The organism is Nocardiopsis sp. MT53 (assembly GCF_019598965.1).
GTDB classification, from domain to species: domain Bacteria; phylum Actinomycetota; class Actinomycetes; order Streptosporangiales; family Streptosporangiaceae; genus Nocardiopsis; species Nocardiopsis changdeensis.
In genome coordinates this window covers 3,094,095-3,114,639 of record NZ_CP080599.1, presented here as the reverse complement: position 1 = coordinate 3,114,639, position 20,545 = coordinate 3,094,095, and the positions used below count along the sequence as shown (strand labels likewise).

At 74.2% G+C, this 20,545-nt stretch carries 16 protein-coding genes; 4 read left to right on the top strand and 12 right to left on the bottom strand.

Annotated features, from left to right (window positions below):
- Positions 1 to 142: 142 nt before the first annotated feature.
- The 4 genes from guaB to groES form a co-directional block, all read right to left on the bottom strand.
- The gene (guaB, locus tag K1J57_RS13905; protein ID WP_220564841.1) at positions 143 to 1,636 is read right to left on the bottom strand and encodes an IMP dehydrogenase; all 1,494 of its coding nucleotides are present in this window, start codon (positions 1,634 to 1,636) and stop codon (positions 143 to 145) included.
- Positions 1,637 to 2,036: 400 nt separating this feature from the next.
- Positions 2,037 to 2,591 carry a sigma-70 family RNA polymerase sigma factor gene (locus K1J57_RS13900; RefSeq protein ID WP_220565524.1) on the bottom strand — a complete coding sequence of 185 codons (555 nt, stop codon included), beginning with the start codon at positions 2,589 to 2,591 and terminating at the stop codon, positions 2,037 to 2,039.
- A gap of 353 nt (positions 2,592 to 2,944) precedes the next feature.
- A complete protein-coding gene (groL, locus tag K1J57_RS13895; RefSeq protein WP_220564840.1) occupies positions 2,945 to 4,552 on the bottom strand; it encodes a chaperonin GroEL in 1,608 nt (535 codons plus the stop codon).
- A gap of 117 nt (positions 4,553 to 4,669) precedes the next feature.
- Complete coding sequence (gene groES, locus K1J57_RS13890) at positions 4,670 to 4,981, bottom strand: co-chaperone GroES (RefSeq protein WP_220564839.1); 312 nt, start codon at positions 4,979 to 4,981, stop codon at positions 4,670 to 4,672.
- Positions 4,982 to 5,226: 245 nt separating this feature from the next.
- Between groES and K1J57_RS13885 the strand changes: the two genes are divergently transcribed.
- Both K1J57_RS13885 and K1J57_RS13880 read left to right on the top strand, forming a co-directional pair.
- Complete coding sequence (locus tag K1J57_RS13885; RefSeq protein WP_220564838.1) at positions 5,227 to 6,459, top strand: class I SAM-dependent methyltransferase; 1,233 nt, start codon at positions 5,227 to 5,229, stop codon at positions 6,457 to 6,459.
- 389 nt (positions 6,460 to 6,848) lie between these two features.
- Positions 6,849 to 9,068, top strand: coding sequence for a hypothetical protein (locus K1J57_RS13880; RefSeq protein ID WP_220564837.1), 2,220 nt, complete (start codon positions 6,849 to 6,851; stop codon positions 9,066 to 9,068).
- A gap of 90 nt (positions 9,069 to 9,158) precedes the next feature.
- On the opposite strand, the gene K1J57_RS13875 is transcribed toward K1J57_RS13880, so the two are convergent.
- On the bottom strand, positions 9,159 to 9,572 hold the full coding sequence (locus K1J57_RS13875; protein WP_220564836.1) for a VOC family protein: 414 nt from the start codon (positions 9,570 to 9,572) through the stop codon (positions 9,159 to 9,161).
- Positions 9,573 to 9,677: 105 nt separating this feature from the next.
- Positions 9,678 to 10,619: a zinc-binding dehydrogenase gene (locus K1J57_RS13870; RefSeq protein ID WP_220564835.1), complete on the bottom strand. Its 942-nt coding sequence runs from the start codon at positions 10,617 to 10,619 to the stop codon at positions 9,678 to 9,680.
- Positions 10,620 to 10,789: 170 nt separating this feature from the next.
- Between K1J57_RS13870 and K1J57_RS13865 the strand changes: the two genes are divergently transcribed.
- A complete protein-coding gene (locus K1J57_RS13865) occupies positions 10,790 to 11,800 on the top strand; it encodes a CPBP family intramembrane glutamic endopeptidase (RefSeq protein WP_220564834.1) in 1,011 nt (336 codons plus the stop codon).
- A gap of 183 nt (positions 11,801 to 11,983) precedes the next feature.
- Here K1J57_RS13865 and K1J57_RS13860 read toward each other — a convergent pair whose 3' ends face one another.
- From K1J57_RS13860 to alr, 6 genes are all read right to left on the bottom strand, one after another.
- The gene (locus K1J57_RS13860; protein ID WP_220564833.1) at positions 11,984 to 15,028 is read right to left on the bottom strand and encodes a glycosyl hydrolase; all 3,045 of its coding nucleotides are present in this window, start codon (positions 15,026 to 15,028) and stop codon (positions 11,984 to 11,986) included.
- A 610-nt stretch (positions 15,029 to 15,638) separates the two neighbouring features.
- Positions 15,639 to 16,679 (bottom strand): tRNA (adenosine(37)-N6)-threonylcarbamoyltransferase complex transferase subunit TsaD, encoded by a 1,041-nt coding sequence (gene tsaD / locus K1J57_RS13855; protein WP_220564832.1) that lies wholly within the window; start codon positions 16,677 to 16,679, stop codon positions 15,639 to 15,641.
- A complete protein-coding gene (rimI, locus tag K1J57_RS13850) occupies positions 16,672 to 17,109 on the bottom strand; it encodes a ribosomal protein S18-alanine N-acetyltransferase (protein WP_220565523.1) in 438 nt (145 codons plus the stop codon). The genes tsaD and rimI overlap by 8 nt, the downstream gene beginning before the upstream one ends.
- 68 nt (positions 17,110 to 17,177) lie before the next feature.
- A complete protein-coding gene (gene tsaB / locus K1J57_RS13845) occupies positions 17,178 to 17,855 on the bottom strand; it encodes a tRNA (adenosine(37)-N6)-threonylcarbamoyltransferase complex dimerization subunit type 1 TsaB (RefSeq protein ID WP_220564831.1) in 678 nt (225 codons plus the stop codon).
- 4 nt (positions 17,856 to 17,859) lie between these two features.
- Positions 17,860 to 18,372, bottom strand: coding sequence for a tRNA (adenosine(37)-N6)-threonylcarbamoyltransferase complex ATPase subunit type 1 TsaE (gene tsaE, locus K1J57_RS13840; protein ID WP_220564830.1), 513 nt, complete (start codon positions 18,370 to 18,372; stop codon positions 17,860 to 17,862).
- 212 nt (positions 18,373 to 18,584) lie between these two features.
- Positions 18,585 to 19,712, bottom strand: a complete 1,128-nt coding sequence (gene alr, locus K1J57_RS13835; RefSeq protein ID WP_220564829.1) for an alanine racemase — start codon at positions 19,710 to 19,712, stop codon at positions 18,585 to 18,587.
- 127 nt (positions 19,713 to 19,839) lie between these two features.
- On the opposite strand from alr, the gene K1J57_RS13830 reads away from it, so the two are divergent.
- Positions 19,840 to 20,385: a DUF6069 family protein gene (locus K1J57_RS13830; protein ID WP_220564828.1), complete on the top strand. Its 546-nt coding sequence runs from the start codon at positions 19,840 to 19,842 to the stop codon at positions 20,383 to 20,385.
- Positions 20,386 to 20,545: the final 160 nt, after the last annotated feature.

Below are 20,545 nucleotides of genomic sequence, written 5' to 3'. Positions count from 1 at the left end.
CCAACGCTTCGATCCCCTCTGACGTGCTGCCCCGGCCGGTGCGACCGGTGCGTTCACTACCGCCGAGAGTCTATCCGTCCCGCTCCGGGAACGGGTCGGGCCGCCCGGAGGGACTCCGGACGGCCCGGTGTGCGGCGGTGTGTCAGCGGCCGTTGTAGTTGGGCGCCTCGACGGTCATCTGGATGTCGTGCGGGTGGCTCTCGCGCAGTCCGGCGCTGGTGATGCGCATGAGCTGGCCGCGCTCGCGCAGCTCGTCCAGGGTGCGGGTGCCCGCGTACCACATGGACTGGTGCAGGCCGCCGACGAGCTGGTGGGCGACCGCCTGGAGCGGGCCGCGGAACGGCACCTGCCCCTCGATGCCCTCGGGGATGAGCTTGTCCTCGGAGGAGACCTCGGCCTGGGCGTAGCGGTCCTTGGAGAAGGAGCGGCCGCGCATGGCGCCCAGCGAGCCCATCCCGCGGTAGGCCTTGAACTGCTTGCCGTTGATGAAGATGAGCTCGCCCGGGCTCTCCTCCACACCGGCCAGCAGGCTGCCGAGCATGACGGTGCTGGCGCCGGCGGCGATGGCCTTGGCGATCTCGCCGGAGTACTGGAGCCCGCCGTCGGCGATGAGGGGGACGTCGGCCGGGCCGCACGCCTTGGCCGCCTCCAGGATGGCGGTGAGCTGCGGGGCGCCCACACCGGCGACGACGCGGGTGGTGCAGATGGAGCCGGGGCCCACGCCGACCTTGACGGCGTCGGCGCCCGCGTCGATCAGCAGCTGGGCCCCGGCGCGGGTGGCGACGTTGCCCGCGACGATGTCGGCCCTGGAGTTGGCCTTGAGCTTGGCGACCATGTCGGCCAGGCCGGCGGAGTGGCCGTGGGCGGTGTCCACGACGATGAAGTCCACCCCGGCGTCGACCAGCAGCTTGGCGCGCTCGGTGGCCTCCGGGCCCACGCCCACGGCGGCGCCCACGACGAGGCGGCCGTCGGCGTCCTTGGTGGCGTCGGGGTACTGCTCGCTCTTGATGAAGTCCTTGACGGTGATGAGGCCGCGCAGGCGGTCGTCGGCGTCCACCAGCGGGAGCTTCTCGACCTTGTTCTCGCGCAGCAGCTCGAAGGCGCGCTCGCGGCTGACGCCGACCGGCGCGGTGACCAGGTTCCGTGTGGTCATGACGTCGCGGACCAGGCGGCCGCGGTCGCTCTCGAACCGCATGTCGCGGTTGGTGACGATGCCCACGAGGCGGCCGGAGTCGTCGGTGACGGGGACGCCGGAGATCCGGTAGTGCGAACACAGGCGCTCGACGTCGGCGAGGGTGTCCTCGGGCTTGCAGGTGACCGGGTCGGTGACCATGCCGGCCTCGGAGCGCTTGACCAGGTCCACCTGGGCGGCCTGGTCCTCGGCGGAGAGGTTGCGGTGCAGTACGCCGGCGCCGCCCTGGCGGGCCATGGCCACGGCCATGCGGGCCTCGGTCACGGTGTCCATCGCGGCGGACAGCAGCGGGATGTTGAGGCGGATGTTGCGGGACAGCCGGGTGGCGGTGGTGGCCTCGCCGGGCTGCATGTCGGAGTAGGCCGGTACGAGCAGCACGTCGTCGTAGGTCAACCCCGGCGGCAGCAGCTTGTCCCCGTAGTCGCCGATGTTCTCCTGACCCATGACACAACCTCCGCTGCTCGCTCCGGCACGCCGGCCCTCCGGCGCGCCCGCGCGGTGCTCGCCCCCGCGTGTCGTCTCATCCTAGGTCGTCGCCCCGGTGGGGTCGGGGGGAACGGGGCGTTCTCCCCGCCGCTCGGGCGTGAAAGTGAGCAGTCTCACTGTTTGAGATGGGACGGTGCGGGGCCGAGCGGATCGGCCGCGGGCCGGGAGGGACCCTGCCCAGGTCAACACCGGTGGGTGCGCGTGTTCTTCCCCGCCCTTCCGCGGCGGGCGCGGGGCGGGCGCGGCTCAGTGGCGGCGGCGCGGGGTGTAGCGGACGGGGCCCAGGGCCCGGCAGGCCGCGTGCGCGCGGGGGCGGTCGGGGCAGGGGCGGCGCCCGTCGCCCGGGCGCCCGGGGCGCTCAGGGGAGGAGGCGGTTCGCCACGGCCACCTGCCGAAGCCGAGCAATAGCCCGGTGCTGGGCAACCCGTACCGCGCCCGCCGACATTCCAAGTACATGTCCCGTCTCATCCGCTGTCAGTCCTGCTATCACCCTCATGACCAGCAGTCGGCGCTGCTGTTCGGGGAGCTCGTCGAGCAGCTCCCGCGCGCGCTGGGCCTCGATGACCCGCACCGCGGCCTCCTCCGGCCCGGGCGCCTCGTCGGGGCGGTCCGGAACGGTGTCGCTGGAGACCAGCTCCACCCTGCCCGCACCGCGCAGGGTGTCGGCCACCTTGTGCGCGGCGATGCCGAAGACGAAGGAGGCGAAGGGGCGGCCCCGGTCCTGGTAGCGCGGGATCGCCGAGAGCAGGGCGATGCAGACCTCCTGGGCCACGTCGTCGGAGTAGTGCGCCAGACCGGAGACCCGGGCCAGCCGGGCACGGCAGTAGCGGACCACCATGGGGCGGACCTCGCGGAGCAGCGAGTCCATGGCGCCGTCCTCACCCCGGACCGCCCGCGACCCCAGGTGGTTCAGGCCGGTGTCGCGCGACGCGGGATCGGGTTCCCCCGGTGTTCCTGGCCGCTGCGCGGTAACGCCCCCCCGGGCGTTTGCATCCGTCACGCTAGTGATCATGCCCCCGTCCGCCGACCTGACCGCTCCAATCGCCAACTACGGAATGGTTACGTTTTGGGAAATTCACCCCAAAACGGATCGGCGCGTGCGGTCAAACCCGAAGCGTACGTGATAGTGCACACCTTCTCGACCCCGGGCCCGGCACCCCCGGGGACGCGGGCGGCTTGGCCCCCGCGCACAGACCGGTGGGCCGGTCCGGGAGCATCCCGGACCGGCCCACCCCGGCGTCCGCGGACGGAGTCCGCCGCGGTCCGTCAGTGGCCGTGGCCGTGGCCGTCGTCGTCGCCCTCGTCCTCGGGCTTGTCCGCAACCAGCACCTCGGTGGTCAGCAGCATGCCCGCGATGGAGGCGGCGTTCTGCACGGCGGAGCGGGAGACCTTGACCGGGTCGATGATGCCCTCCGCGGTCAGGTCGCCGTAGGTGCCCTTGGCGGCGTTGTAGCCGTGGCCGACCTCCATCTCGGAGACGCGGTGGACCACCACGAAGCCCTCGGCGCCGGCGTTCTCGGCGATCCAGCGGGCGGGCTGGGTCAGGGCGCGGCGCACGATGCCCACACCGGTGGCCTCGTCGCCGGTCAGGCCCAGGTCGTCCAGGGCGGTGGAGGCGTGCACCAGGGAGGCGCCGCCGCCGGCGACGATGCCCTCCTCGATGGCCGCGCGGGTCGCCGAGATGGCGTCCTCGAGGCGGTGCTTCTTCTCCTTGAGCTCGACCTCGGTGGCCGCGCCCACGCGCAGCACCGAGACGCCGCCGGCCAGCTTGGCCAGGCGCTCCTGGAGCTTCTCGCGGTCCCAGTCGGAGTCGCTGGCCTCGATCTCCTTGCGGATCTGGGAGATGCGGTCCTCGACCTCGGACTGCTCGCCGGCACCGTCCACGACGGTGGTGGTGTCCTTGGTGACGGTGATGCGGCGGGCGTTGCCCAGCACGTCGACGTCGGCGTTCTCCAGGGTGAGGCCGACCTCCTCGGCGATGACCTGGCCGCCGGTGAGGATCGCGATGTCCTGGAGCATGGCCTTGCGGCGCTCGCCGAAGCCGGGGGCCTTGACCGCGGCGACGTTCAGGGTGCCGCGGATCTTGTTGAGCACCAGGGCGCCCAGGGCGTCGCCCTCGATGTCCTCGGCGATGATCAGCAGCGGCTTCTTGTTCTGGACGATCTTCTCCAGCAGCGGGAGGAGCTCGTTCAGGTTGGAGATCTTGCCCTGGCTGATGAGGATCTGCGCGTCCTCCAGCACCGCCTCCTGGCGGTCGCCGTCGGTCACGAAGTAGGGCGAGATGTAGCCCTTGTCGAACTGGAGGCCCTCGGTGAACTCCAGGTCCAGCCCGAAGGTCGGGGACTCCTCGACGGTGATGACGCCGTCCTTGCCGACCTTGTCGAACGCCTCGGCGATCAGGTCGCCGATCTGGGCGTCCTGGGCGGAGTTGGTGGCGACGTAGGCGATGTCCGCGCGCTCCTCGACGGGGCGGGCGCGCTCCAGCAGGATCTCGGACACCTTGGCGGCCGCGGCGTCGATGCCCTTCTTCAGGGACATCGGGGAGGCGCCGGCGGCGACGCTGCGCAGGCCCTCGCGGACCAGCGCCTGGGCCAGCACCGTGGCGGTGGTGGTGCCGTCGCCCGCGGCGTCGTTGGTCTTGGTGGCGACCTCCTTGACGAGCTGGGCGCCCAGGTTCTCGTAGGGGTCGTCCAGCTCGATCTCACGCGCGACGGTCACACCGTCGTTGGTGATGGTCGGGGCACCGAACTTCTTGTCGATGACGACGTTGCGGCCGCGCGGGCCCAGCGTCACCTTGACGGCGTCGGCGAGGCGGTCGACGCCCCGCTCGAGGGCGCGGCGGGCGCCGTCCTCGAACTCCAGGATCTTCGGCATTCCGTTCTTCCTTGGTAGGCCTGGCCAAAAACAGGCATCCCGCCCGCCCGGCGAGGCGCCGACCGGTGCGGGATGCGGATACTGCTCCGGGCCCGTGCGAGCGGGCCGCGTCGAGGACTACTTCTCGACGACCGCGAGGAGGTCGCGGGCGGAGAGGACCAGGTACTCCTGGCCGTCGTACTTGACCTCGGTGCCGCCGTACTTGCTGTAGAGGACGATGTCGCCGACCTGGACGTCCAGCGGGATGCGGTTCTCGCCCTCGTCGTCCCAGCGGCCCGGGCCCACGGCCAGGACCTCGCCCTCCTGGGGCTTCTCCTTGGCGGTGTCCGGGATGACCAGGCCGGAGGCGGTGGTCTGCTCGGCCTCCAGGGCCTTGACCACGACGCGGTCCTCGAGCGGCTTCAGCACGGTCTTGGTGGCGGTCGACACTGTGTGACCTCCCCCTTCAGGATTTCGGTGTCCAGTACTTCCGGTCCGCACGCGTGAGAGCGCGGACCGGCTGAGAAAAAGGGGCGACCGCGGCGGCCTGTCGTCGCGGGTGCCAGACCGGCCTCGTCGCGATTAGCACTCTACCCCCGAGAGTGCCAGAATGGAAATGTGGCCGTGACCCCTGGTCAGCGGCGTTACCGGACCCGGCACCGTGCGGGGCCGCTCCACCCCGGCGAAGGAGATCCATGCGCGCGCCCGCGTTCGAGGCCCTGCTGACCGAAGCGGGCCGGGAGGTCCTGGCGTCGGTGGACGCCGAGTCGGCCGCCCGGGACGCACTGGCGGCGGCCTCCCGGCTGCGCGAGGACCCGCGGGTGGCCGCCCTCGACCCCGGCCTACCCGTTTCCGAGCTGGTGAACGCGGTCCTCACCCAGATTTCGCTGCGCGTTCGCGGACGCGCCAAGTTCGGCGGCCTGGCGGACCGCATGTACTTCACCCCGAACGGCCTGGAGCAGTCCACCCGCCGGTCGGTCGCCGAGTACCGGGCCGAGCGGGTGGCGCGGGCGCACGCGGGCCCCGCGGGCGACCTGTGCTGCGGGATCGGCGCGGACCTGCTGGCGCTGGCGGCCCGGGGGATCCCGGTGGAGGGGGTGGAGCTGGACCCGGCGACCGCGGCGGTGGCCCGGGCCAACATCGGGGCGCTGGGGCTGGAGGGCACGGCCCGGGTGCGCGAGGGCGACGTCACGGAGGTCTCCCCGGGCGAGTACCCGCTGCTGGTGTGCGACCCGGCCCGGCGCGGCGGGCGCGGCCGGGTGTTCGACCCCGCCGCCTACTCCCCGCCCTGGGACGTGGCGGTGGCCCTGGCCGAGGGGGCGGAGGCGGCCTGCCTGAAGGCCGCCCCGGGCATCCCGCACGAGGCGCTGGCCCCGGGCGCGGACACCGAGTGGATCTCGGTGGACGGCGAGCTGAAGGAGGCGGCCCTGTGGTTCGGGGCGCTGGCCGGCGGGCCGCGCCGCCGGGCCACGGTGCTGTCCGAGCGCGACGGCTCGCGCACGCACCTGGACGAGGACCCCGGCCTGGGGCCGGCGCCGGTGGCCCCGGCGCGCCGGTACCTGTACGACCCGGACCCCGCGGTGGTGCGCTCGCACCTGGTGGCCGAGGCGGCGGCCCGGGTGGACGGGGCGCTGCTGGACGAGCGGATCGCGTACTTCACTGCGGACGCGGCGGTGCGCTCCCCGCTGTGGCGGGTGCTGGAGGTGGAGGAGGTCCTGCCCTTCTCCCTCAAGCGGGTCAGGGCCGCGCTGCGCGAGCGCGGGGTGGGCACGGTGACGGTGATGAAGCGGGGGTCCGCGGTGGACACCGAGAAGCTGCGCCGCGGCCTGAAGCCCTCCGGCCCCGGGACGGCCACGGTGGTGCTCACCAGGATCGGGGAGCGGCCCTTCGCGCTGCTGTGCCGCGAGGCGGCCGCGACGGCGGTCTGACCTGGAACGACGGCCCGGTCCGGCCGGGAGGGGGCGGTCACCCAGAGTAGGACCCGAGGTATCGGATCGTTATCTCACAGGGCGGATATCTTTCCCGATCCCCTGGGGGGAGGGCTCTCCGGGTCGTTAGACTGGGGCCGCGATTCCCTCCCTTCTCATGGGTTCACCCGGAAGGCCGTGCGTGAGTGATCCGCAACGCGGTTCGGTCGACGCTGGCCCCTTGCCTCGCGCGTATACACACAGTCACACTCTGATCACAGTGAGGCGCGAACGCCTGCGGGACCGCCGCCCGCCCGGGGACCATCGAGAACCCGACCTGCCCGGAACACCCACCGTCCATTCCCCCGGGCCAGGTGTCGGGAGCGCCAGAGAGAACAAGGAGCACCTCGGTGGAACAGAGCAATCACAACTTCCTCAACGGGGGAGGTCAGGCCGGGATCTCCGACCGCATGCGCGACCTGCTCTCCCAGGCGGCCCACGAGCACGACTCCGAGCAGAAGACGCAGGGTGCGGTCACCGAGGAGATGCGCCAGCGCCTGGAGGGCATGGAGTGGCTCCTGCGTGAGCTGCGCGAGCGCGAGCTCACCGCGCTCGCCGAGTCCCTCACCGCGGTCGACGGCCGCATCGACGACTTCCTGGCCCGCCCGCCGGAATGGGCCGAGACCCTGGCCGAGCACATCGAGGTCGTGGGCCGCCAGGTCAAGCCGCTGTCGGACATGCCGTCCCTGCGCGCGGACACCCACCGCATCGCCGGGCACCTGGACACCGCGCTCACCCGTCTCCAGCGCATGTCGGAGACCGGGAACCGCACCGCCGAGCAGGTCGGCGAGCTGGGCGAGCGGCTGACCACCCTGTCGGAGGCCTTCGAGTCGCGGCTGGAGGCCCTCGACGGCGCCCTGTCCGCGCTCAGCGCCAGGACCGAGGCCGTGGAGTCCTCGCTCACCGCGCTCGCCGAGGTCTCCGGCACCCGGCACACCGAGCTGGCCGAGGCGCTGGCCGAGAGCCGCACCGTCCTCACCGAGGCCGTCGCGGGCACCCGCGAGGAGCTGTCCACCGCCCTGGGCGAGGCCCGCACCGCGCTGGCGGAACAGGCCGACGCCAAGGCCGGGGAGCTGGCCGAGGCCGTGGCCGGCGCCCGCACCGCCCTGACCGAGCAGGGCGACGCCAAGGCCGCCGAGCTGGCCGAGGCCGTGACCGCCGCCCGCGAGGAGCTGTCCACCGCCGTGGCCGAGGGCCGCACCGCCCTCACCGAGGCGCTGGGCGAGGCCCGCGCCGACCTGGGCGAGCGCACCGACGGGCTGCGCACCGCCCTCACCGAGCAGGCCGACGCCAAGGCCGCCGAGCTGTCCACCGCCCTGGCGGACAAGCACGAGGCCCTGCTCGCGCGCCTCCAGGAGAACACCGGCGAGCTGAACGGCGAGCTGTCCGCCCTGGCCGCCGCCGCGGGCGAGCGGCACGACGCGCTCGTCGAGCGCCACGAGGCCCTGGCCGCCAAGGTGACCGAGAACGCCACCCAGCTGACGACCCTGGCCGAGGAGAACCACGCCGAGGCCACCGCCGCCGTCGCCGACGTCGCCGGCGCCGTCACCGCCCTGCGCAAGGACAACGAAACCTCGCTGCTGGACCTGCGCACCCACCTGCGCCAGCGCCTGTCCGAGCTGGACGAGCAGCTGGAGCTGGGCCGGACCGAGGCCCGCGAGCACGCCGAGGCGTCCGCCGAGCGGATGAGCGCGTCCTTCACCGAGCGCTCCGACGCGCTCGCCTCCCGGATCTCCGAGGACGCCGAGCGGGTCGCCGCCGGCTTCGAGGAGCTGCGCGCGTTCGTGGCCGAGAGCTCCGCCCGCCTGGCCGCCGAGGCCGAGGACCGGTCGCAGACCCTCACCGAGGCGCTCACCGAGCAGGTCGAGACGCACCGCACCGCCCTGGACGAGCGGCTGGAGCGCCAGCGCGAGGCCCTCACCTCCAAGGTGGACGGCCACCTCACCCAGATCACCGGCAAGGTCGACCACGAACTGGGCCGCCTCACCGACCGCTTCGACACCTTCGAAGGGCACTTCGAAGGCCAGTTCGAGGGCATGGAAGGCAAGATCGACCGGATCGACGGCCGGATGGACGGCATCAACGGCCGCCTGGACGGCATCGACGGCCGGGTCAACGGCGTCGAGGGCCAGTTCGAGGGCGTCAGCGGGCACTTCGACGGCGTCGACGGCCGCCTGGAGGCCGTGGACGACCGGCTGGAGGCGCTCAACCAGCGCCTCAACCAGCTCCCGCAGACCATGGAGGTCAGCGAGCTGCACCGCCGCCTGACCGAACTGGTGGAGCGCCCGCAGATCGACCACGGCGACAAGCTGAACGAGATCGACGAGCACGTCACCTCGGCGGTCGCCCCGGTGCTGCGCGAGCTGAAGCAGCGCCCGGACCGGCACGAGCTGGAGGAGACCGTCACCGAGGCGGTCGAGAACTCCCACGACGACATCACCAAGCGGTTCGCCTCCCTGGAGGAGACGGTGCTGGCCCTGGCCGAGGCGCTGCTGCGCCCGGGCCGCGAGGGGGGCTCCGGCGGCCCCAAGCGCAAGCGCCGCCGGGACGAGGAGGACGACGACGAGTAGGCCGCCGCACCGGAGCCTGGTGCGGGGATCGCGATGAGGGGGCGGGGCGCCGGCGGCGTCCCGCCCCCTCCCGCGTCCGGGCCCCGGGCCTCAGGGGCGGGGCCGGAGCATCTCCAGGTAGTGGGCGTTGTACATGACCCCCAGGACGTTGCCGAAGGGGTCGACCACCGACGCGGTCACGAAGCCCTCGCCCCGGACGGTGAGCGGCTCGTACTCCTTCGCGCCCAGCTCCAGGAGCCGGGCCAGGGCGGCCTCGACGTCGTCGACGTGCCAGTACACGACCGCGCCGCCCGGGCCCGGGCGCGCGGCCGGGGGCGCGTAGCCGCGGCCGGCGATGCCGAGCTCGTGCTGGTGGTCGCCGGTCCGGAACTCGACGTACCCGGGCGGCAGGCCGTGGCCGGGGCGCTCGAAGTAGGGCTCGGCGCCCAGGACCCCGGTGTACCAGCGGGCCGCCTCGGCGACGTCGTCGGCCCACAGGGTGACGGTGGTGAGTCCTCGCAGCATGGTCGGTCCCTTCGCGTTCCCCCTGCGGGGTTCCGGTCGATGGGACGACGCTACGGGGAGTGGAGGACGGGTTCGGTCCTCCACTCCCCGGGGCGGTCGGCGGGTTCAGACCGTGAAGACGATCTTGCCGAAGAGCCCGCCGTCGGCCATCGCCCGGAAGCCCTCGGCGGCGCGCTCCAGCGGCAGCACCCGGTCGATCACCGGCCGCACGCCCGTGCGGGCGCACATCTCCGTCAGGCCCGCCAACTCGTCCCGGGTGCCCATCGTGGAGCCGATGACCCGCAGCTGGAGGAAGAACACCCGGGTCAGCTCGGCCGGCGGGGCGTCGCCGCTGGTGGCGCCGCAGACGACGATGGCGCCGCCGGGCTTGAGGGAGCGCACCGAGTGCGCCCAGGTGGCCTGGCCCACCGACTCGAACACCGCGTCCACCCGCTCCGGCAGGCGCTCCCCCGTCGGCACCGCCGCGTAGGCGCCCAGTTCCAGGGCCTTCTTGCGCTTGGCCTCGTCCCGGCTCGTCACGTACACCCGGTGCCCGGCCCGCACCGCGAGCCTGACCAGCGCCACGGACACGCCGCCGCCCGCGCCCTGCACGAGGATCGTCGAGCCGGGGCGCAGGTCGATCTTGCCGAACAGCATGCTGTACGCGGTCAGCCATGCCGTGGGCAGGCAGGCCGCCTCCTCGAAGGACAGCTCCGGCGGCTTGGGCAGCAGGTTGGCCCGGGGCACGAGCACCCGCTCGGCGAAGGTGCCGTCGTACTTCTCGGACAGGATCGTCGGTCGGCCCGCGCCGTCCTCGACGACGCCGTGGACGATGACCTCGTTGCCGTCCTCGTCGACCCCGGCGGCGTCGCAGCCCAGGATCATCGGGAGGCGGTCGGCCGGGAGGCCGACGCCGCGCAGGCTCCACAGGTCATGGTGGTTGAGGGAGGCCGCCCGGACGTCGACCGTGGTCCAGCCGTCCCGGGGCCCGGGGTCGGGGCGCTCGCCGGCTTCGAGGGCGGAGAGGGGGTCGTCGAAGGAAGAGCGTGCTGCTGTGATCGCGAACATGCCGGTAGTCGACCACACCACCCGAACCGGATTCCAGCCCGGGGGCGGACGTGTTCCCACCGTCCCGCGTTCCGGAGGAGGACACCACCGGCGGACCTGCGGCGGACCCCAGGGGAAGTCGACCGAACGCCCCATGTCGCCGGCGGCGCCGTCTTCCTAGCGTTGGCGCCATGACCGAACCCCCTCGAAACCGGCTCCGCCGACAGCCCGGCGCCCCGCTCCGGCGGGCCCTGCCCCTCCGCGAGATCGCCTTCTTCGTCCTCGTCGCGTACGCACTGGCGTGGGCGGTGCACGCACCCCTCCTCCTCGGCGGGACCGGGCCGGACGACCCCGCGTACGGGCTCGCCGCCACCGTCTACATGTTCACGCCCGCCGTGGCCGCGGCCGCCGTCACCCTCTTCGTGTGGCGGCCGTCCGGCTTCGCGCGCGCCCTGGGCCTGGCCGCCCGGGGGTCGTGGCGGCGGGCCGGCGGGTACTCGCTGCTCGCCTTCGCGCTGATGCCGCTGCTCGGTTTCGCGGCCGCCCTGGCCGCGGGCCTGGTCGGGGCCGTGCGGCTCGACCTGGTGGACTTCTCCGGCCTGCGGGAGGTCCTGCCCGACTTCGTCCCCGACCTGGCCGCGGCCATGCCCGACTCCGGGTTCCCGTGGGCCGCGTTCCTGGCGGCGCTGGGAGTGGTCCTGGTGTCGTCCGTGCCCGCCCTGGTGCTCGCCTTCGGCGAGGAGCTGGGCTGGCGCGGCTACCTGCTGCCCCGGCTCCTGCCGCTGGGGGTGTGGCCCGCGCTCGCGGTGAGCGGGGCGGTGTGGGGGCTGTGGCACGCTCCGCAGCTGCTCATCCAGTACCTGCACGGCGGGTTCGACGGCGCGCAGGTCGCCCTGTTCCTGGTCTTCTGCGTGGTGGCGGGCGTCGTCATCGGCTGGTTCCGGCTGGCCTCGGGGTCGGTGTGGCCCGCGGTGCTCGCGCACGGGGCCAACAACGCGCTGAACACGATCGGCTTCGTCACCCTGTCGGCCGCCGGGTCGCCCGTGGACGGCCTGCTGTACCCGGGCGGCCTGGGCGGCCTCGTGGGGCTGGGCGTCCTGGGCGCGGTGGCCGCGGTCCTCGCCCTCACCGGACGGCTCCGGGTGCGGGACTTCGACCGCGTCCGCACCGGTGGCGGCGCGGAGGAGCCCGCGACCGCCTGACCGGGCACCCCGCCCCGCCCCGGGGCCACGGACCCGCACCCCGCCCCGGCCCCTCGCGCACCCGCGAGGGGCCTCCCCCGTCGCGGCGAGGGGCCCTCACCGGGGCCGTTCGTCGGCCCGGCCGCGGGCCGCGGGCGGCGCCGGTGGGGTGTGCGGCCCGGGGAGCCCCGGGCCGCACGCGCGTCACAGGGCCGTCTGCCCGTAGGGCACCAGCCGGACCGGGCCGATCAGCCCGTACTCCTGGCGGCGCACCCCGCCGTAGACCTCGGGCCGGAAGACCCGCATCCGGTTGATGAGGGTCGTGGCGACCTCCACCTCGATGGTGTTCTCCCCCGCCCGCAGCCACGGGCCCACATCGACCGAGGCGGTGGACCGGTCGCAGGGCGGCAGGGCGGTGCCGTTGACCGTGACGCGGAACGTGTCGCTCACCCGGCCGAGGTCGAGGTGGGCTCCGTGGCCGCCCGTCCACCCCTCGCCCAGCTCCACCGTGGCCGTGTAGCGGCCGATGCCGGAGACGTCGGCCAGGCCCTCGATCCCCGTCCACGGCGCGAGCCCGGACAGGGAGATCTCGTGGGTCCGCACCTCGGTCTCGGTGGCCGAGCCGCCCGGCCGCCAGTCCTCCACCTCCAGCTCCCAGGAGGTGAGCTCCACCTCCGGGCCGACCCGATCGACGGTGCTCCGGACCGTCGAGCCGTCGGCGTAGGTGGTCGTGCAGGTGCCCGGCTCGGACATCCGGACCACCGCGGCCCCGTCGACCACGCGCACCGCGTCGGCGTCCGTGGCCGACAGCCTCAGCCTCCTCAGCAGTCCCGGGGACACCCGGTCCCCGGCGGACCCCAGCTGGGCACCCCAGGTCGGGCGGGCCAGGGCGATGACCGTCGAGGCCCCCGGGGCCAGCCGCACCGGCACGGTGACCGCGTCCGCCTCGGCGCGGTGCAGCGGCAGCGGCTCGATGCGGCCGGTCCACAGGTCCAGGGAGAACGGGTAGGCCTCCCGGACCGTGGTGGAGAGGGTGACCTCGTGGTCCACGCCCTCCGTGTCGGACCCGTTGGTGAAGTAGTACAGCTCCATGTCGTCGCCCCGGCGGCGGGTGTGCAGCAGGGGTGACGGCTCGGCGTAGGACACGTCCGGCCGGGCGTCCAGCGCGGACAGGCCCGCGGGGATCTCCTCGCGGGTCCCGACCCGGTGGACGGTGGGCTCGGCGAGCAGGTCGGCCAGGACCCCGGCCAGCTCCGCCGCCCCGTCCTGGTCGACACCGGGCTGCTGCGGCGCGCTCCAGTCGCCGACCACCAGGATCTTCAGGCCGTCGCGGGCGTATCCGAGCAGGCGCCGCGCCGTCTCCAGGGGCAGCGTGGGCACCCTGCCGTTGAAGGCGTCGCCCTCGAACACCAGCAGGCCGTAGCCGGGGCCGTCCGGTGCCAGCCGCCCGCCCGACACCTTCGGGTCGGTGATCTCCAGCAGGCGGGGGGAGGCGAACTGGTGGGTCCACCCCTGGCGGACCCCGGTGGAGCTGAAGTGGGCGGCGCCGAAGCCCGAGCCCGCGTAGCCCTTCTGCCGCAGGAAGACCACGTCCGTCCTGGGCGTGCCCCACTGGAGCGCGTACTGGGCGCGGGCGAAGAAGCCGGCCGTGTCGGGGACGTGCTGCCAGGTCGGGTGGCGCGGCCCCCAGGACTCGCTGTACCCCACCCCGCTGCCGCCGTAGGGGGTGAAGGCGGCGAAGCCCGGCCACCGCACCCCGGGGGCGTCGGCGTAGGAGAACCCGTGCAGGACGGCCAGGTTGACCCCGGCGGAGTACTCCCGGGACACGGTCCGCACCGTCTGTTCCCAGGTGGTGCTGTAGGAGCCGCCGTAGACCGCGCCGGCCTCGCTGGAGAGGATCCGCTTGCCTGCCAGGTCCCGGCCGCCGGCCAGGGAGCGGAAGTCGTCGAGGTTCTTGAACCCGAGCGACTCGCCCTCGGCGATGTCGACCAGGGCCGTCTTGACGAGGGCGTCGGTCTGGAGGCCGTAGGGCTGGATGCGGTAGGTCATGCCCAGGCCGTGCGCCCAGTCCCGCAGGGGGACGACGTGGTGGTCGGTGTAGGCCCGGCCGAGCAGATCGTTGAAGTCGTCCAGGGCCCGGCGGTCGGTGTCGGGGTCGAAGGTGAAGACCTTCTTCTCGTCCACGCGCACGAGCACCGGCAGGTAGGGCAGCACGTCGTAGCCGTGGTGGTCCCGGAAGGCTTCGGGCAGGCCGTGGGTCCACAGCGTCGCCTCGGTCTCCATCTCGATGGAGTCCTCGAAGACCGAGCCGCCCGCGGGCCCCGCCAGGAGTGCGCGCAGCCGGTCGGTGAGGATGTGCTCCTCCCAGAAGTCGGTGACCGCCCGGGCGCCCGCCGCGCCGAAGTGGTCGACCACGTAGGAGACGGGGTCGGTGTGCGGGCCGCCCTCGGGCCGCTGCCCGGAGCCGCGCTCCCAGTGGGCCAGGAGAACCCAGGTGGAGCCGTCGCCGCCGCCGGGGGCGGTCCAGGCCAGCTCCTCGCCCTCCACGGCGCCGGTGAGGTCGACCAGCGTGTCGGGGACGAGCGCGCACACCTTGTCCCCGGGGGCGGCGCCGTCCGCCAGGCGCAGGGCCTGGACGGCGACCAGGGTCCGCTCCGTCACACCGTCGGCGGGCTCGACCACCGGTTCCGGCAGCGGCCCGGTGACGCTCTCCCCCGAGGCGAGGAAGTGCGCCCCATGGGCGAGTTCGCGGGCGGCCGCCGTGTCCTGGGGGGTGACGGTGGGGACGGCGGCGGGCCAGGACGGGCCGATGGTGACGTCCATCGTCACGCCGCGCTCCTCCGCGCGGGCCAGCGCGGTCTCCAGCGCCGCGCGCCAGGCGTCGGTGCCCCAGCCGTGGCCTCCGGGGTCCAGGTCCTCGTCGGAGCTGTGGTGGACGTCGGCGATCTCCATGCCGCCGAACCCGGCGTCGGCGATCTGGTCGACCTCCCGCTCGATCTCGCGGAGGTCGACCAGGCCGTGCGGCCACCACCAGCGGAACCGAGCGCGCGCGGCGGCGGCCGGGTCGACGAAGGCGTCCGCGAAGGCCCTGCGGGCGGGGGCCGCGGGGGCCACCGGGGACGCCGCGGCCGGGGCCGCCGGGAGGCCGAGGGCGACGGCCGCGCCCGTGGCGGCGCCCAGGCCGAGGAAGGACCGCCGGGTGTGGGCGAAGCCGTCCGGCTCCCGGTCCGGTCCTGCCGGGTCACGCATGGGGGCTCCTTTCCGCGCCGCCGTGGCGGCGTCGGTTCGGGGGTGGAGAGGGGGTATGCGCGCGCGGTGGTGGCGAGCCACCTATTAAAACGTTTCACAGAAAGTACCAAGCACAGTGTGATCCAGGCAATACCCCCACACGCACCTCCGGCCACTCGATCCCCACAGCAGCGGCCATCTGCACGGATCACCCGGTCTCACCCAGAGGCGGCGAGCCCCGGCGATACGAACGTTTCACAAACCCCGCGCCGCGAGGGCGGCGCCGCGCGCACGCGAAGGGCCCCGGAGCGGTGCTCCGGGGCCCTCGCCCGGACGGTGCCGGGGCGTGTTCGGTGGATGCCTTCGTGTGGCCCGGCGCTTGCGCCGGGTGCCGGGAGCGGTCGCCGGGTGGTCTCCCGCGAACCGACCGGCGCAGCGGCCGGCCGCCGTCGACCAGGCAGCGGGCCGACGCGAGGCGGCCCGCGGGTGTGAGGAGGGCGTCGGCCTGATGGTGCGGGGCACCGAGGGCCTCCCGGTGGCCGGTGGGACGTCGCGATCCACACCGATACCGGAGGCCCTCCCGGTTCGTGTCGGGTGGAGGCGGTGTCACCGGCCTCCGTGATCAGTACGCCTAGCGGGCCAGCGGGGACTCCACCGGCAGCGAGGTGTCCGTGGCCAGGTCCAGCTCCGACGGCGGCAGCCCCGCCGCCACGACCTCCGCGCCCAGGGCGGCGATCATGGCGCCGTTGTCGGTGCACAGCTTGGGCCGGGGCACCCGCAGGGTGATCCCCGCCTCGCGGCAGCGCTGCTCGGCCAGGGCGCGCAGCGCGGAGTTGGCGGCCACGCCGCCGCTGATCACCAGCGTGCTCACCCCGTGCTCCACGCAGGCGTCGACGGCCTTGCGGGTGAGCACGTCCACCACCGCGTCCTGGAACGCGGCGGCGATGTCGGCGACCACCAGCGGCTCGCCGCGGCGGTCGGCGTCCTCCACGTGGCGGGCGACAGCGGTCTTCAGGCCCGAGAACGAGAAGTCGTAGGTGCCGTCCCCCCACTTGCCGCGCGGGAAACGGATCGACTTGGCGTCGCCCCGCTGCGCCGCCCGGTCGATGGGCGGCCCGCCCGGATAGGGCAGGTCCAGCAGCCGGGCCACCTTGTCGTAGGCCTCGCCCGCGGCGTCGTCCACGGTGTCGCCCAGCGACACCACGTCGGTGGCCAGGTCGTTGACCAGCAGCAGCGAGGTGTGCCCGCCCGAGACGAGCAGGGCGATGGCGGGCTTGGGCAGCGGCCCGTGCTCCAGCTGGTCCACGGCCACGTGCCCGACCAGGTGGTTGACCCCGTACAGCGGCTTGTCCAGCGCCATCGCGTACGCCTTGGCGGCGGAGACCCCCACCAGCAGCGCCCCGGCCAGGCCGGGCCCCGCGGTGACGGCGATGGCGTCGACGTCGGAGAGCTTCACACCCGCGGAGTCCAGCGCCCGGTGCACGGTGGGCGTCATGGCCTCCAGGTGGGCGCGGCTGGCCACCTCGGGCACCACGCCGCCGAAGCGGACGTGCTGCTCCACGCTGGAGGCCACCGACTCGCCGAGCAGCTCGCAGCCGCGCACGAGGCCGACACCGGTCTCGTCGCAGGACGTCTCGATGCCCAGGATGAGCGGGAGGTCGTGGTCACTCATGGGTACCCTCCTCGGCGACGCGCCGCATGACCAGGGCGTCGGCCCCGTTGTAGTAGCCGCGCCGGATGCCGATCCGCTCGAATCCGAAGCGGGCGTAGAGCTTCTGGGCGCGCGGGTTGTCCGAGCGCACCTCCAGGAACATGTCGCGCACCCCGCGCCGGGCCGCCTGGTCCAGGAGCTCGGTGAGCAGCGCTCCCCCGATCCCGGTGCCCCAGGCGGACTCGGCCACGGCCATGGTCTGCACGTCCCCCTCGGGCGGGACGAACCGCAGGCCGGCGTAGCCGACCAGGGCGTCGCCGGCGACGGCCACAACGTAGTGGCGGGTGGCGGTCTCCGCGAGCTCCTCGCGCAGCATCCCCTCGCTCCAGGCGTCGGCCGGGAACAGGGCGCGCTCCAGCGCCATGACCGCGTCGACGTCCCCGGCGGCCATGGGCCGCAGGGCCACTCCCGCGGGCGGGGCGGCGCGCACCGCGTCCAGGGCGGTGTCGCGCACCGGTGTCACTTCACCCACTGGCGGACCTTCTTCGGGGCGCCGGGCACCACCGCGTCGGGGCGGCGCAGGTAGAGGGGTTCGGGGGCGGGCAGGGCCTCCCCGGCGTGCAGCCGGCGCAGGGCCAGCTCGGCCAGGGCGGCGGCGTCGGGGTGCGCCGGGTCCGGTGCGGCCGCGGCCTCCCCGAACACGTCGGCGTACATCCGGGCGCCGTCGCCGACCAGCGGCAGCCCGCCGGTGTCGAGGTCGGCCGGGCGGTCCACGGCGATCTCGCCCACCCGGGTGAGGCGGTCGTCGTAGCGGGCCCAGAACACCTCCTTGCGGCGGGCGTCGGTCATGGCGACGAACGGCCCGGTGCGCCCGGTGGCGAAGGCCAGCGCGTCCAGGGTGGCCACCCCGTGGCAGGGGACGCCGAGCGCGTCGGCCAGGGCGTGGGCCGTGGCCAGCCCCACGCGCAGGCCGGTGTAGGGGCCGGGGCCGATGCCGACGGCGACGGCGTCGAGGTCGGCCAGGGCGATCCCGGCCTCCCCGGTGAGCCGCCGGATGGTCGGGGAGAGCAGTTCGCCGTGGCGGCGGGCGTCCACCGAGGACGCGCTCGCGCGCAGGGTGAAGGCGCCGTCCGCGCCGGACTCGCCGATGGCGGCGGTGACGGCGGGGGTGGCGGTGTCGAAGGCCAGGAGCAGCACCGGTCTAGTCTTCCGTGTTCTCGTCGTCGACGGCGACGGGCAGGGCGACGCCCGCCCAGCGCCGGCCGACCGGGGTGAGGTGGACGGTGCGGCTGTCGTCGGCGTGGCGCTCGATCCGGATCTCCAGCCGGTCGTCGGACAGCCCCTCGGCGACGCCCTCGCCCCACTCCACGACGGTGACGGAGTCGGGGAGGGTCATGTCGAGGTCGATGTCGTCGATCTCGTCGGGGCCGCCCAGGCGGTAGGCGTCCACGTGGACCAGGGAGGGGCCGCCCACCAGCGAGGGGTGGACGCGGGAGATGACGAAGGTCGGGGAGGTGACCGAGCCGCGCACGCCCAGCCCCCGGCCCAGGCCCTGGGTGAGGGTGGTCTTGCCCGCGCCGAGCGGGCCGGACAGGATCAGCAGGTCCCCCGCCCGGCTGAGGCCGGCCAGGGCGCGGCCCAGGGCGCGCATGGCGCCGTCGGTGGCGGCGGTGACCGCGGTGGACGCGTTCGCTGTGGTCGTCACGTCTGTCATCGGACTCGCAAGGCTGTGTGTCGGTAAGGTTCGGGCGGTGGCCGACCGGGGTCGTGGCACGACCGTCGGGTGTGTCCCCTTCACCCCAGGTTAGGCGGGGCGGCGGGCGCGCGCGGCCGGTTGTGGACGATCGGCGGGGGTCGCGGCCGCCACACCCGCGGCCGCCACCGGGGGCGCGCCCGCGGGCGGCCCGCAGGCCCGGTCGCCGCGGCTCAGGCCCCGCCGACGTACTCGCGCGGGACCCGGACGCCGACCCGGGTGACGATCTCGTACGGGATGGTGTCCAGGACCCCGGCCCAGTCCTGGGCGCTCGGCGCGCCCGGGTGGGCGTCCGGGTCGCCGAACAGCACCGCGTACTCGCCGGCGGCCACCTCGTCGTCGCCCACGTCGACAACGAACTGGTCCATGCAGACCGTTCCCGCGATGACGCGCCCGCGTCCGCCCAGGAGCACCGGGCCCCTGTTGGTGGCGGCCCGGGGCACGCCGTCGGCGTAGCCCAGGGGCACCAGGGCGAGGGTGGTCTCGCGGTCGGTCACGTAGCGGTGGCCGTAGGAGACGCCGCTGCCGGGCGGCACCCGCTTGGTGAGGGCGACGCGGGCACGCAGGGTCATCGCGGGCCGCAATCCGGGCACATCCAAATCCGGGATCGGGGACAGCCCGTAACTCGCGATACCGCCGCGCACCAGATCGAAGTGCGCCTCGGGCAGGGTGAGCAGCGCCGCCGAGTTGGCGATGTGGCGCACCTCGGGGGTCAGGCCGACCTTGTCGGCGGTCTCCAGGGCGTCGTGGAACACGGAGAGCTGGGCGGCGATCGAGGGGTGCCCGGGCTCGTCCGCGCAGGCGAAGTGCGACCAGATCCCGCTCACCTTGAGGTGGCCGGCCTCCTCGGCGCGCGCGGCGGCCTCCACCAGGGAGCCCCATTCGGAGTGGCCGATGCCGCCCCGGTTCAGGCCGGTGTCGATCTTGAGCTGCACCCGCGCGGTGCGGCCCAGGCTGCGGGCCGCCCCGAGGACGGCCTCCAGCACCGCGGCGTCGCTGACGCCCAGGTCGACGCCGTTCTCGACGGCCTCGCCCACGGGTTCGCCGGGCGGGATGATCCAGGCAAGCACGGGCGCGGTGATCCCGGCCGCGCGCAGCCCGAGCGCCTCGCGGATGAACGCGGTGCCCAGCCAGGTCGCCCCGCCCGCCAGCAGCGCGCGGGCGGCGGGCAGCATGCCGTGCCCGTAGCCGTCGGCCTTGACCACGCCCATGAGCGCGGCCCCGCCGGCGCGCTCGCGGAGCAGCCGTGCGTTGTAGGCGATCGCGTCCAGGTCGACGCGGGCGTGCGCGAAGTGAGCCATACCCCCAGTGTTCCACGTGTGGGTTACCTGCGCGGGGCTTCGGGTATGTGGGCTGTGACCGAGTTCGGACGTATCCGGATGTATACGGAGTGCGACGATACTCGAGGCCGTATCTGGGGGTAACGGCATGAGCGAGTTCGCAGCTGAACGACCCGTCAACGCGGTCCGCCTGTGGTCCGGCGGCCTGGCGACGGCGGTGGTGGCCGCACTGGTCGTCCTGGTGGGCACCCTGTTCTTCAGGGGTGCCCTGGGGATCCCGGTGCTGGCCCCGGAGGAGGCCGGCTACCTCGGTGACGCCGGGACCGCGGCCTACGCCTTCATGGCGGGGGTCGCGGCCCTGGCGGCCACGGCCCTGATGCACCTGTTGCTGGTGGCGGCGCCGCGCGCCCGCGCCTTCTTCGTGTGGATCATCGGCCTGATCACCGCCATAGCGGTGGTCACCCCCTTCACCCAGGGGGTGGAGGGCGCCAGCCCCACCGCCACCGCCGTGATCAACCTGATCACGGGTGTGGCCATCGCCGTCCTGGTGAACAGCGTGGCGCGGACCGCCGTGGTCCGCGGCGGGCGGCCGGCCCGAGAGAAGCCGGTCCTGCACCAGGAGGGCATCCTGCCCGAGGTCCGCGAGCCCCGTCGGGAACCGACCGAGCCCCGGGGGGAACCGCGAGGTCTGTGACTCCCTGACCCAGGGTCATGACGCAAGAGGCGGGGGGCGGAGCCGAACGGCTCCGCCCCCTCCCCTGTGCCCGCCCGTGTCCGCGCCTCCCCGGCCCGGGCCCGGCGGAGTCCGGGAACCCCGCGCGGGCGCGGATCCGCCCGCGCCTCCCCGGCCCGGG